Annotated in this window: 7 protein-coding genes; all 7 read right to left on the minus strand. The window is 62.3% G+C overall.

Going from position 1 to position 13,546, the window contains the following annotated elements; genetic code table 11:
• Positions 1-144: 144 nt before the first annotated feature.
• Positions 145-1,494 carry a TolC family outer membrane protein gene (locus FHK92_RS04645; protein ID WP_030138785.1) on the minus strand — a complete coding sequence of 450 codons (1,350 nt, stop codon included), beginning with the start codon at positions 1,492-1,494 and terminating at the stop codon, positions 145-147.
• A 2-nt stretch (positions 1,495-1,496) separates the two neighbouring features.
• The gene (locus FHK92_RS04650; protein WP_181287037.1) at positions 1,497-2,867 is read right to left on the minus strand and encodes an HlyD family type I secretion periplasmic adaptor subunit; all 1,371 of its coding nucleotides are present in this window, start codon (positions 2,865-2,867) and stop codon (positions 1,497-1,499) included.
• A complete protein-coding gene (locus FHK92_RS04655; RefSeq protein ID WP_181287038.1) occupies positions 2,860-4,581 on the minus strand; it encodes a type I secretion system permease/ATPase in 1,722 nt (573 codons plus the stop codon). The genes FHK92_RS04650 and FHK92_RS04655 overlap by 8 nt, the downstream gene beginning before the upstream one ends.
• Positions 4,582-4,907: 326 nt before the next feature.
• On the minus strand, positions 4,908-6,308 hold the full coding sequence (gabP, locus tag FHK92_RS04660) for a GABA permease (RefSeq protein ID WP_181287039.1): 1,401 nt from the start codon (positions 6,306-6,308) through the stop codon (positions 4,908-4,910).
• 228 nt (positions 6,309-6,536) lie between these two features.
• On the minus strand, positions 6,537-7,184 hold the full coding sequence (locus tag FHK92_RS04665; RefSeq protein WP_181287040.1) for a response regulator transcription factor: 648 nt from the start codon (positions 7,182-7,184) through the stop codon (positions 6,537-6,539).
• 79 nt (positions 7,185-7,263) lie between these two features.
• A complete protein-coding gene (locus FHK92_RS04670; RefSeq protein WP_258232581.1) occupies positions 7,264-7,866 on the minus strand; it encodes a lecithin retinol acyltransferase family protein in 603 nt (200 codons plus the stop codon).
• A gap of 141 nt (positions 7,867-8,007) precedes the next feature.
• Positions 8,008-13,485, minus strand: coding sequence for a trifunctional serine/threonine-protein kinase/ATP-binding protein/sensor histidine kinase (locus FHK92_RS04675; protein WP_181287042.1), 5,478 nt, complete (start codon positions 13,483-13,485; stop codon positions 8,008-8,010).
• Positions 13,486-13,546: the final 61 nt, after the last annotated feature.

Raw genomic sequence — 13,546 nt, forward strand, 5'->3', positions numbered from 1 at the left:
AGCGGGGATAAATCCCCTCGCCACAAGAGCCTGTTCTGCCACTTGTAACTGATACCCCGATGCTGTCGTGGCGAGGGAGCTTGCTCCCGCTGGGCTGCGCAGCAGGCCCAAAAAGACCTATCGGGATAAGCCTGACACTCTGCTTCAGAACAAGCTCTGCACCTGCTCCAGCACCGCGCGGTTCATTTGGCCGGTGTGGGTGTGGAGGCTCACATAGCTTTGCAGCATGTCCAGTTTGGTGCTGAGCAAATCCCGGCGGGCCTGGAAGAGTCGTTGCTGGGCGTCGAGGATGTCTACGGTCGAACGCACGCCGCCCTGGAAACCTTTTTCGGTGGAGGTCAGCGCCCGTTGGTTGGATTCCACCGCCCGTTGCATCGCCTTGCTCTTGGCGAACCCCGCCACCACGCCCAGGTAGTCGGTCTCGATGGACTCGGCCAGTTGCTGACGCTGCACGTCGTAGTCGGACTGGGCGCCGGCCAGTTGCGCCTCGGCCTTGGCCACCGAAGCGCGCACCGCGCCGCCGCGATACAGCGGGATGTCCAGCTGCACGCCGACGTAATACGAGTCCTGGCGTGGATCGAGTTCCTGGTACTGGCGGGTTTCCCGGCGGGTCAACTGCGTGGTCAGCGACAGCGTCGGATAGTGCCCGGCGCGCTGGCTGTCGGCCTGGGCCTCGGCGACTTTCACGGCCGCCAACCGCGCCGCCAATTCAGGACTGGCTTCGCGGGCGATCGCCGTCCAGTACGGCAAATCCTGCTCCGGCGGGATTGGCGTGCCGGCGGGCAACTCTTCGCGCATCGGCTGGATGTCGTCGATGGGCACGCTCGCCCGCCCAGACAGCGCCCGCAATGCCGCTACGCGGCGCGCCTGGGCTTCGGTTTCCTGGGCCTCCACCAGATCGAGCCGGGCCTGGGCTTCGTCGATGTCGGTGATTGCCCCTTGGCCGCCCTCATAGAGCTTTTTGCTCTGGACGACCAAGCCACGGATCGCGGCTTTTTGCTGGGCGATCAGCTTGAGTTCGTTCTCGGCCCGGGCCACGTCGAAATAGCCCTTGGCGACCCGATCGAACAAGGCCTGGCCGGCCACATCGAACTGTTGACTGCCCAGCGCACCTCGCGCCTTGCCTTCTTGATAAGCCGCCCAGCGCCCCTTGTCATAGAGCGGCTGTTGCGCCGCCAACGTCACGCTGTTCGCCTGGTAATCGTTGCTGTTGACGTAGCTTCGATCATCTCCACCATCGGTACGCCCGCCATACCCATAGCGCGACGACAACGACACCTGCGGATAAAGCCCACCCCGACCAATCGCCTCTTCCTGGCGCGACGCATCGAAGGCATGGGTCGCGGTTTGCAAGGTCGGGTCGTTGAGGCGCGAAGCGTCGTAGGCGGCGGTCAGGCTCAGCCCGCCCTCGGCCGCCCAGGCCGGGCCGATCACCGCCCAACTGGTGCACAAGCTCAACAGCACACGGACGCCGTAACGGCAACGGTCGGTCATGCTCATTCCTCTTTGAAGGCAGCCAGCAAGCGTTCGCGCAACGGTTTCATCAGGTAGTTCATCAAGGTGCGCTCACCCGTCACCACGGTGACATCGGCGAGCATGCCGGGGCGCACCAGCAGCCCGGCGTCCTGCAGCGAGACAACGGTCTCGGCGGGAATCTCGACCTTGGCGGAGAAGTACGGCTGGTGGGTCTGCTGGTCGATCAACTGATCCGCCGACACGGTGGTGACCGTGCCGGTCACGGTCGGCGTATCCACCCGTTGCAGCGCGGTGAAATGCACGTGCACCGGCAACCCGGGGCGCAGTTTGTTGGCCATCAGCGGCTCGAAACGCGCAGTGATCGCCATCGGTGCGTCCAGTGGCACCACTTGCATCAGCGTCTGCCCGGCCTGGGCAACGCCTCCCACCGTGTGGATGGCCAAGTCCATGACCTGCCCCGCCACGGGCGCGCGGATCGCGCCGTTGTCGACTTCGAACTGCAAGGCTCGGATCTGATCGGCGTAGCCCGCGGCCTCGGCCGAGACCTCGCTGAGCTGGGTTTCAGCGTCACGACGAAATTCCTGCTGCGCCTGCAAGGCCTTGAGCCGACTTTCATTGATGGCCTGGCGGGTGCGACCGACATCGCCCACACCCGAAGCGATCTGCCCGGCCAGTTGCGCCGCGTTGCGCTCGGCCTCGAAAAGCTTGTTGCGCGGCACATAGCCTTCCCGGGCCAGGTCACGCAGGCCGACGAGCTCCTGCTGCTGGAACCGCATCTGCGCATCGTAGTTGCGCTTGACCCCTTCATAGCCCTGCAACTGCTGCTGCAAGGCGCCGATTTCATGCTCGATGATCTGCAAGCGACTGCCCAGCTCCGCGCGACGGGTCATGAACAGCTGGCTCTGAAGGGCCATGGCCGCTTTGACGCGGGGCTCGTCGGCGCGCTCCAGCAGTTGCTGCGGCCATTGGATCTCCGGTGCGCCCAAACGCTCGGCCATCAACCGCGCCTCGATGCTGCGATCGTTGAGCAGCTTGCCCAGGGTCACGTCCAACTGCGATTGCGCCTGCACGGTGTTGAGCTGCACCAACAACTGCCCCTGGTTGACGCGGTCACCGTCACTGACCAGCAGCTTTTCCACGACCCCGCCAACCAGCGATTGCACGGCTTTGCGTTCACCCGCCACCACCACCGTGCCGCTGCCCACCACACCCTGGTCGAGCGGCGCCAGGCACGCCCACAGCAGAAAGCCGCCCAAGGTCAGCGCCAGGAAAATCACGCCGTAGCGCGCCGCCCCGCCCGCATCGGTGCTGGCGCTGGGCAATGTGTTGCTGCTGAGTACACTCAGGCCATGCTCACCGTGGGCCGGTGCGGCCGATTTCAAATCACGCATCCTTGCTTGCCTCCCGCACAGCCGCCGGCCTCGGTCCCGGCATCAGCGCCTTGAGCACTCGGTCCCGCGGGCCAAACGCTTGTTGAGTGCCGTCCTTCAGCACGAGGATGTGATCGACCACCGCCAGCACGTTGGGCCGATGGGTGATCAACACAACGGTACTGCCGGCAGCCTTGAGCACGCCGATGGCCTGCACCAGCGCCAGTTCTCCGGCTTCATCCAGGTTGGAATTGGGCTCGTCGAGCACGATCAGCGACGGGCTGCCATACAGCGCGCGGGCCAGGCCCAGGCGCTGCTTCTGGCCGCCGGACAAGCCAAGCCCGCCAGGCCCCAACGGCGTGTCGTAGCCCTTGGGAAATCGCAGGATCATTTCGTGGATGCCCGCGTGACGGCTGGCGGCGATGATCTTGTCGGCGTCCTGCTCGCCGAAACGGGCGATGTTGTCGGCGACGCTGCCATCGAACAGCTCGATGTCCTGGGGCAGATAACCAAGGTACGGCCCCAGCGCATCATGGGACCACTGGCTGATCTCGGCATCGTCCAGGCGCACCGATCCACCGATGGCCGGCCACACGCCGACCAGCACGCGAGCCAAGGTTGACTTGCCGCTGGCACTGGGACCCACCACCGCGAGCACTTCGCCCTTGCCCAGGCTGAAATTGATGCCCCGCAAGATCGGCTGCGTCGCCCCGGGCGGTCCCACATACACTTGTTCCAGGCGTACCGCGCCGGTCGGCGGCGGCAATGGCATGCGCAAGCGGTCGCGAGGGTGTTGCGCCAACAGTTGGCTCAGGCGCTGGTAACTCTGGCGGCCGCTGTTGAATTGCTTCCACGAGCCAATGGCGATTTCCACCGGCGCCAGGGCGCGCCCCAACAACAGCGACATGGCGATCATCATGCCCGCCGACAACTGCCCTTCGAGCACCAGGAGCGCGCCCAATCCCAAGGCCAGGGATTGCCCGGAAATCCGCACGAACCGCGTCGCCGAGGTGATGCGCGCGCCGCGATCACTGGCATGGGCCTGCGCCGCAATGATGCGTTGCTGCAGCATGCTCCAACGTTGGCGCAGCGGCCCGAGCATCCCCAGGGCCTGGATGACTTCGGCGTTCTGCAGCGTGCTGTTGACGTAGATCGACGACTGCACCCCTAGCCGGTTGGCCTCCCCCAGGCGCCCTCGGGTTGCCAACTCGCCCCACAGCGCCAGGCCGATCAGCGTCAAGGCGAGCACCAGGGTCAGCACGCCGAACCATGGGTGGAAGATGAACGCCACCAGCAGGAAGATCGGCAGCCACGGGGCGTCGAGCAAGGCGATCAGGCCCTGGCCGGTAATCAGTTGTCGCAAGGTGGCAAGGTCGATGAGCACTTGCGCCGGGTTGGCGTTGTGCTCGCGCAAGCTGCGGGCAAACGCCGCGTCGAAGACCCGCTCGCCCAAGGCGTCGTCCAGCCCGGCGCTCATGCGAATCATCACCTCGCCACGCACCCACTCGATCAGGGCACTGAACATGAACAGCCCGAGGGCGATCAAGGTCAGCATGAACAAGGTGGTTTCGTTACGACTGGTGAGGACTCGGTCATAGACCTGCATCATGTAGAGCGACGGCACCAGCACCAGCAGATTGATCACGCCACTGAACAGCGCCAGGGACCAGAACACCCGGCGATAACTCAACAACGCGGCGTCAATGTCGTGCCGTGGATCAAGGAGCAAACCCATAGAGTGTCAACCCGCAAAAGAAATAACGGTCCCGGTGCAATCCATGCGAGTCATTCGCCCGAAGGCGTCAAAAAAAGAGCGTCATCCTGCTGACATTGTCGCCATCTGTGGCGAACTCCACCCGTACGGGCGCCAACTACTGACAACGCAGCCAAGGGTAAGTGCCAGAGGGGAATGAGGGATTTACGGGGGACGCTGAAAAAAGCGGGGGCTGAGACGCAGGTTCCCTGTGGAGCGAGCTTGCTCGCGATGGCGTCGGGTCAGTGGCTGGGATTTGACTGCCACACCGCTATCGCGAGCAAGCTCGCTCCCACAGGATTGTAGTGTTAACCCAGAGACACCGCCTCTTCAGGCTGCGGCGATTGCCGCGAGGTCACCAGCCCGACAAAGGAAATGACCAAAGCCAGGCCAAGGGTGGTGCTCACCTCGCTGCGGTGTTCGGGCGTCACCATCATCACCGCCAGGGCTGCGCAGATGAACACGATCACCGCCCAGGTGAGCCACGGGAACAACCACATGCGAAAGCCCAGCTCAACGCCTTGTCGAACCAACTTGCGGCGCATGCGCAACTGCGACACAGCAATCGCCAGGTACACCAGCAGCGCGATGGCGCCGGAGCTGGCGAGCAGGAATTGGAACAACCCGGCCGGCATGAAATAGCTGAACACGGTGATGCCCAACCCCAACACCGTGCTGGCAATCACCGCGGCCCTGGGCACCCCAGCGGACGAGGTCACTTCCAGCGCCCTCGGCGCATCGCCACGCCGGCCCAGGGAATAGAGCATGCGCGAGGCAATGTAGATCGAGGAATTCATGCAACTGGCCACGGCGATCAGCACCACCACGTCCACCATGAATTTTGCGTGGGGAATGTTCATCAGCTCCAAGGCGCGCTGATAGGAACCCACCGACGCCAGCAGCGGATCGTTCCACGGCACCACGGAAATCACCACGAAGATCGACAGCAAATAGAAAACGCCGATGCGCCAGATCACCGAGCGGGTGGCCTTGGCAATGTTCTGTGCGGGGTTGCTGGATTCGGCGGCGGCAATGGTCACTGCTTCCGTGCCGATGAAGCTGAACATGATAGTAATGAAGGCCCCGACCACGGCCGACAAGCCATTGGGCGCGAAGCCGCCATATTCCTCCATCAAGCGACTCAAGCCGCTGGCCTCGCGCTCGGGAATCCAACCCATCAGGACCGCGAAGCCCAGGGAAATGAAACCGATGATCGCCACCACCTTGGCCATGGCGAACCAGAACTCGAACTCACCGTACTTGGACACGCTGAACAGGTTCGTCACGGCCAGGGCGATGATCGACACCGAGGCGAACAGCCACGCATCGACTGCAGGAAACCACTGGTTCAGTACGTGGCCGGCGGCCAGTGCTTCGATGGGAATCACCAACACCCAGAACCACCAATACAACCAACCGATGGTGAAGCCGGCCCAGCGTCCGATCGCTTGGTCGGCGTAGGTGGAAAACGAACCGGTGTCCGGTCGGGCGACTGCCATCTCGCCGAGCATGCGCATGACAAGCACCACCAGCAAACCGGAGAAAAGATACGCCAGCATCACCGCCGGGCCTGCGGCGGCGATGGCATGGCCCGATCCGACGAACAAGCCTGCGCCGATAATCCCGGCAATTGAGAGCATGGTGACGTGACGCGGCTTGAAGCCCTGCGCCAGGTGGCCGTTCGAATCCTTGAAGGTCGGGCTGGTCATGGTTTTTGTTCTCTTATTCGACATTGAGGCGTGTCGAAGGACGGCTGGTGCGTTTGGTTTTCGCTCCTCCTGAAAGCGGCACACCCTGGATGTCTGATCCAATCCCTCGCGAATTTGGCTCTGCGGTAAAAAGTCGAGCCACGTTACCCGCCTACACTCCCGGGTTAGTTACCTGGGAACGCCGCCTTTTTGCCTGATCTCGCCAACAGCGACATGGCGTTTTGCCCGTTATACCGGCTCTGCGCCGAGGGTTTCAGCCATGCGGACCAAATCGGCAAAGGACTTGGCGTGCATTTTCTTCATGGCGTGGGCGCGATGGATTTTCACGGTGATTTCACTCAAGTTCATCTGCCCGGCAATCTGCTTGTTCATCAGGCCTTTCGCAGCGAGGGACATGACCTCTTTCTCACGTGCTGTCAGCGACTGATAACGGGCATGCAGGTCCGAGAGCTGGCGCTCGACGTTCCTGCGCTTCACATCGGCTTGAAGCGCGGCTGACACCGCATCGAGCAAGTCCTGCTCGCGGAAGGGTTTCGCCAGGAAGTCCACGGCCCCCGCCTTCATCGCCTTGACGGACATCTCGATATCGCCGTGACCGGTGATGAAGATGATGGGAATCCTGATATTCGCCGCCGCCAACTGGCTCTGGAAATCGAGGCCGCTACTGCCTTGCAACCGGACATCGAGCACCAGGCAACTGGCAATATCAGACCGGGGCCACTGGAGAAACTCTGCGGTGGACGCGAACGTCTCGACGCGTATGCCAACAGAGCGCAAAAGATTGCTCAGCGCATTACGAATGGAGGCGTCATCATCGATGACGAACACTACGGAACTGTCGCTGCCCGGCTCATTGGATTTGGAATTGCCGCTCATGCACGTCCCCTCGCGTAATAGACAAAAAATTCTAGCACAGCGCCTTCAGCCCCAACGCGTGCCACGCCTGATCCAGGCGCTACGCGACAAGGTTGTCTCCCAAGGCCGTAATCGATGCAAAAAACTCCCGTGGACGACGCCAGCAAGCATTGAGTTGCACGCTGTAGCTTTTCCCGGTCAGGCACCATGTGCAGAAATGTTCGCAGTTATTGGAGAACAGCCGGTATTGGTTTTCTCCCAGTCTCGAACGCGCCCGATGGACAATTTCACCGGCACGATACCGGGCAGCCTCGCGAACTATCCATACCGGCTTGCCGCTGGCGAAACGTTCAAGATCGGTGACTTCGATCGGCCCCGCCTTCAGCGAGCCACTGAGCCCCGAATAGTGAGCGACTTTTCCGTCGCCCAGGTAGATGCCGTGATGCAGATAGAACCGGCGCGGGCTCACCAGATGCGCACCCAACGGCACCTGGCCGGCGGCCATGATATCGACCGGCTCCAACGAGACATTCGCCAAAGCGCCGGGCTGCCCAGCGCACTGGCGAGGCTCCAGGGACAGGCAGCCTGACGACATGGGCACGCTCAAACGATAAAAAACATTCGTGGTGATCAGCGCCAGGCAAATAAGCACTATTGAACGAAGGGACGAAAATTCGTCCGCTGCGATGGCTGTCAGTTTCATTGCCAGATACTCCGCAACCCGTGCAACGACTGTATCGCGCGGGTTGGCGGGGATCATTTGTACGAGGGATTGGCTCGCTGATCGATTGATATGCGCTCGGTAAACCTAGGTATGAGCGCCTCTTGGCAATTCGCTTGGTCATCAGCACTGTTTGATGGGGAGCGTGAACTCCACCGTAGCACCACGGGGTCGATTGGCACTGGCTCTCAAGCAGCCACCATGGGCCTCGATGATCGATCGGCAGATGGATAAACCGAGTCCGAGCCCGGCTGGTTTGGTGGTGTAGAACGAGGTAAATACCTGTTCGGTGCACTCCAGGGCGAAACCCGGTCCTGTATCGCTCACCTTCACCCTGACGTAGCCGCCATCATCGCGCGCGGAGCAGATCAGCAATTGCCGATCACCTTCATCGACCCCGCCCATTGCCTCCAGCGCATTCATGATCAGGTTGAGCAACACTTGCTGCAACTCCACGCGATCGCCCTCGATGATAGGCAACGCGTCGGCCAGCTGTGTCTGGATCGAAGCGCCACTCTTGATGATCTGAAAGCGGCTGAATTCGATCATCTCCTCAATCGCCGCATTGATATCCACTGGCCCCTTCTGCGGCGGCGCCTTGCGGATATGCTGGCGTATCCGTCCCAGTACGTCAGCGGCCCGATTGGCGTCCAGGACCAAGTGCCCCAGTATCTGCCTGACCTCCTCGATCTCCGGCGGCTGGGCATTGAGCCAACGCAACGCGGCATCGGCGTTGAGAATGGTCGCGGCAATCGGCTGATTGACTTCATGGGCAATCGAGGCGACCAACTGCCCCATGGTCGCTACCCTGTTCGCGTGGGCCAGCTCGGTTTGCACCTCGCGATAACGGCGTTCGCTTTCACGGAATTTTTCCTCCGCCTGCCGGCGCTCGGTCAGGTCCAGCACAAAGGCCACGCCTTCCCCACTGCCGGCTTCGAACACGGCCAGGCCAACGATGACCGGCAAACGACTCCCATCCTTGCGCCAATATTCTTTCTCGTACGGACAGGCCTGTCCGGTCAGCAGGGCCTGGGCCAATGAGCGCTCGCTCAATTCTCGATACTCGGGCACCGTCAGGTCCCGCCAGCGCAGGCGACCGGAGAGCAGGTCCTCGCGTTCGTAACCGACCATGCGCAGGAAAGCGTCGTTTGCTTCAATGATGTCGCCCTCGGCATTCCACACGAGAATACCGATGATGTTGGCATCGACGAGACGACGGATCTTCGCTTCGCGCTCGGCCACCTCACGATACAAACGGGCATTTTCCAATGAGATGGCCGCACGGGACGCCACCAGGTTCAGAATGGCGATACGCGTCGGACTGATGACGTGGGCGGCAAGGCTGTTTTCCAGGTAGAGCACGCCGACGAGCGTGGCCTGGTTGATCAACGGCAGGCAGAGAACCGACCGCACGCGCCGCGCAAGCAGGTAGGGATCGGTGGCAAACGGCGCAGCGAGCGGCGCTGTGGCGTCATCAAGGAAAACGCTCTCCTGGGTTCGTAGCACATGGTAAAGAATCGACTCCGGCAACAGCGACGGACTGACCGGGACATCGTGCAATTGCAGGGTGTTGCCGCCCGTTGTCGCTTGCGCTGCGATCCGGTGCCCCCCGTCGCCGGACAGGATCAACAAGCCGCGCTCGGCGCCGGCCTGTTCGATGGCCGTGGCCATGACCCGATCGATCAGTTTCTCCAGGACGATTTCACCTGACACCGCCTGGGAGACTTTTAACACCGTCGCGATATCCAAGTGCTGTACAGGCGTGGCCATCGTCGATGCCGGATCAGGCGCGGGCTCTTTATCCCTCAGCCACGGGTATCGGGCTTCAAGCTGCCGGACCTTGCCATCAGCCCCCCAGCGCAAATAACCGTAGCGGGCATCCTGCATGTACATCCGAGCGATCTTCTCGAGGCCGCGCCCGGCATAGAACCGCGAAGCCCGCTCGTTGGCCAGCGCCTCGATAGACACGAAACCGCTTTCCCGGGCGGCTTCCATGGTGTGTTCGTAAAGCAACTCGGCCTCGATCAGGCGCCCTTCGACGCGGGCAATCTCGGCGCCCACCAGCGCCGCGCGGCTCGCGAAGTTGTCCGGGCACTGTTGCGCCCAGGCCTGGAGCTGTCGATGGCCCGCGATCATCGCGGTCATGTGCTGCTCCCGCTCATCCGCAGGGGCATCGGCGCAGACCGCAGCGTGGGCCAGGGCGGCAAAAAAATGGAATTCGGCCTCTTCAAAAAACGCCTGGCAAACCCAGAGCAACCGTTGCGCCTTTTCGGCGGCGGCCAATGCCGCCATCGGCTCATCGGCCATGTAGCGGGCCTGCAACTTGCGCACCCAATACAGGCACTCAGCCAGGACCAGGTCGGGGTTGCTGGACAGATGTGTTTGCGTGGTGAGCTCATCGTGTTTGTCATCGTCCAGGCGGCCGAACGCTGGCGTCTGACCTCGCAGCATCCGGATCAACAGCAACTGGGTGACGATAAAATCGGTCACCAGCCCGAACCGCACCTTCCTGGCGTAAGCCAGCCCTCTTTCGGCCTCCGCTTGCACTTCGGGCAGCGGCTCGCCGGCAAAAAGCAGGTCCGCGGTAAGGTTATTACCCGCATAGGCCCCATACGGCAGGTCGCCGATCCGGTTCGCCGCGGCAAACGATCGACGCAACAAGTCGCGGCATTCGCCCACGGGCCGCATCCAGCGCACCGCAAAGCATGAGAAACACAGGTAGGTGCTGGCCTCGAACCGTGTCAGGCCACGGTGTTCGACCAGGTCGCAGCCAAGCTGGCCAAATCGGAAGCCGACCTCGTAATCACCAAAGCGCCGGCCCGCGACCCTGAACAGGTTGGCGTAGAGCACGCAGGAAGCATCGCAGTTGCCCCATTCCAGGCTGAGGGTAATCGCCTTGCAAATCAGCAAATCCGCCAGGTTCGCGTCACTTTGCAAGGCTGGGGCGAACAGCTTGCCCAGGGCATTGACGGTTTCCAGCGCCGTCGCGTCCTCCATCAACGGCAAGTCGATGAGGTCCTCGATCGAGCGGTCGCCCAGCAGCGCTCCGATCCGGTCGTATTCCTCGCGCACCGCTTCGTCGCTCGGCTGGGCGGACCATCGGATACCGACGTGCCGCAGATAGGCGAGACAGACCGCGACCGCGCCATCGCTGCGGTCCATCAGCAAATACACGTCCATCATCAAACACGCGACGCTGGCGCGTTCACTCACCGTCACGGCACGGTCCGACAACATTTTCAGGCGCTCGTCGGCGATGGCGAGCTGGCCGGTCAGGAACTCGCATTCGGCCCGGTTCAGTTCCAGGGCAAAGACAAGCCCGTGTCGATGTGTCCAACAGTCGTCGCCCAACAACCGGACGCCGGTGGCCAGATAGCTGAGCGCCGACGCATAGGCCGTTGACGCCTTGGCCCGCTGGCCGGCCAGCAGGTTCAGCGCCGCCAGTTCCTCGCGCTCGGCGGGATCGGTGATCAACGCGGCGCCGAGGTTGAGCTGGCCCACGATGTCGAAAATCACCTCGTCACGGGCCTGGGATGAAGTCTGTCTGGCCAGCAACCGGCCGATTTTCAAATGGAGCCGGGGGCGTGAATCGACAGGGATCATCGAATAGGCGGCTTCATGGATGCGGTCGTGGACAAACCCGTACGCACCGTCGCGTCGCTCAACCAATTCCTGGCGAATCGCCTCCCAGAGAACCGCCCGAATCTGCGTCCTGGGGATTTCCAGCACGATCGCCAGCGACTTGAGCCCACAGGCGTTGCCCAGGCAGGCAAGTTGCTGCAGGGCTTGTTGTGTGTCTGCCGGCAGGCGGGCCAGCTTATCGACCATCAAGTCCACGATATTGTCGGTATAGCCCTTGGCGTGAATACGGTCCGGATCCCACCACCATTGCCGGGCGCCGTGATCGAACGCCAACAAACCCTCGTCGGCGAGCGCTTGCAGGAACTGGATGACGAAGAAAGGGTTGCCAGCGGTCTTGTCCAACACCAACTGCGCCAGGGGCTCGATACGCGCCGGCTCATCGTGCAATGCCTCGGCAATCAACTGCTCGATATGGCCCTTGGCAAGCGGTGCCAGCGTGAGCTCGCTGACCTTGCCACCCGGGCCACGCAGTGTCTTCAGTTTGCCTGCCAGCGGGTGTGACTCATCGACCTCATTGCTGCGGTAGGCGCCGACCAGCAGCAAATAGCGGACGTCGTCGCTGGTCAACAGATCGTCCAGCAAGTCCAGCGTCGCCGCATCGAGCCATTGCAGATCGTCGAGGAACAGCGCGAGCGGATGCTCCCGTTGGGCGAACACGCCGATGAAACGCCGCAATACCAAGAGGAAGCGCCGTTGCTCTTGCTGAGGATCGAGTATCGGGACCGCTGGGGGCTCGCCGAGGATAAGCCGCAGTTCGGGAATCAGGTCCGTCATCAGTCTTGCGTTAGGCCCCAACGCCGCCTGCAAGGCGTCTCGCCAACCGGCCAGTTCGGCATCGCTCTTGCCCAGGAGCATGCGCACCAGGCTCTGGAACGCTTGAACCAGGGTCGAATAAGGAATATCCCGCCGGTATTGATCGAATTTGCCACTGGCAAACAGTCCCCGTGGCGGCACGAGCACCTTGTGCAGTTCATTGACCACCGAAGACTTGCCGATGCCGGAGTAGCCCGCCACTAACACCAGTTCCGTCGCGCCGCTGTCGACGACACGGCCGAACGCATCGACCAGCGCCTGGACTTCGCCTTCTCGCCCATAGAGTTTCTCTGGAATCAGCAACCGGTCGGAGCTGCCCTGCTCACCCAGCGCAAATGCCTCGATGCGCTGCCCTTGCCTCCACTGCGCCAGGCACTGGCGCAAGTCGTGCTCGACACTCGCAGCCGTCTGGTAGCGCTCCTCGGCGGTCTTTGCCAGCAGCTTCATGACGATCCGGGAAAGCACCTCGGGAATGGTTGCGATCCGCTCGCGGGGCGACAAGGGTTGTTTGGCGATATGGCAGTGCACCCATTCGATGGGATCCGATGCGGTGAACGGCAGCGAGCCGGTCAACATCTGGTAAAGCGTGACACCGAAAGAATAAAGATCGCTGCGCGAGTCGATTGAGCGATTCATCTTTCCGGTCTGTTCGGGCGCCATGTAGGCGAGCGTGCCGGCGAGGGTTTCAGGAGCCTGCCGCTCGCGAGGCAAGCGTGACGCCAGGCCGAACCCGGTGAGCCGGGCCTGTCCGTCATCGCAATCGGCCAGGATGTGGCTGGGCTTGATGTCTTTGTGGATCAGGCCGCGCTGATGAAGCTTGCCCAACGCCACGGCGATGCTCACCGCAAGTTGCAAGAACCGGGTGGTTTCCAAGGGCGATGTCAGCAAATGCACCAAGGGCAAGCCGCCTGGGTCGCTGAGCACCAGTTGCACCTGGGCGCCATCGCGGGCCAATTGCAAAGGCTTCACGGACCATGCGGCGTCCAACTCGTCCTTCAAGTCAAACTCATGGGCGAGACGGTCGAGGCAGTCCGGACGAGGTTGCTGCGTGGCGGGACGTGCCACCAGGACACTGCCGTCACCCTCTCTTACCGAGCGTCGCACCCGACTGAAGATACGCTCGCCATCGTCCCATTGTGTTTGCATGCTGTTATCCATCGGCACTGGAGCAAAAATGTTTCTGTCACATCTGCCGTCGAGCTGGCAT

The sequence above is a fragment of the Pseudomonas brassicacearum subsp. neoaurantiaca genome, from assembly GCF_013608025.1.
Taxonomy (GTDB): domain Bacteria; phylum Pseudomonadota; class Gammaproteobacteria; order Pseudomonadales; family Pseudomonadaceae; genus Aquipseudomonas.

Excerpts from the sequence above, each read along its gene's own strand:
- FHK92_RS04645 (WP_030138785.1), bottom strand. The coding sequence starts at position 1,494 with ATGACCGACCGTTGCCGTTACGGCGTCCGTGTGCTGTTGAGCTTGTGC.
- FHK92_RS04650 (WP_181287037.1), bottom strand. The coding sequence starts at position 2,867 with ATGCGTGATTTGAAATCGGCCGCACCGGCCCACGGTGAGCATGGCCTG.
- FHK92_RS04655 (WP_181287038.1), bottom strand. The coding sequence starts at position 4,581 with ATGGGTTTGCTCCTTGATCCACGGCACGACATTGACGCCGCGTTGTTG.
- gabP (WP_181287039.1), bottom strand. The coding sequence starts at position 6,308 with ATGACCAGCCCGACCTTCAAGGATTCGAACGGCCACCTGGCGCAGGGC.
- FHK92_RS04665 (WP_181287040.1), bottom strand. The coding sequence starts at position 7,184 with ATGAGCGGCAATTCCAAATCCAATGAGCCGGGCAGCGACAGTTCCGTA.
- FHK92_RS04670 (WP_258232581.1), bottom strand. The coding sequence starts at position 7,866 with ATGAAACTGACAGCCATCGCAGCGGACGAATTTTCGTCCCTTCGTTCA.
- FHK92_RS04675 (WP_181287042.1), bottom strand. The coding sequence starts at position 13,485 with ATGCAAACACAATGGGACGATGGCGAGCGTATCTTCAGTCGGGTGCGA.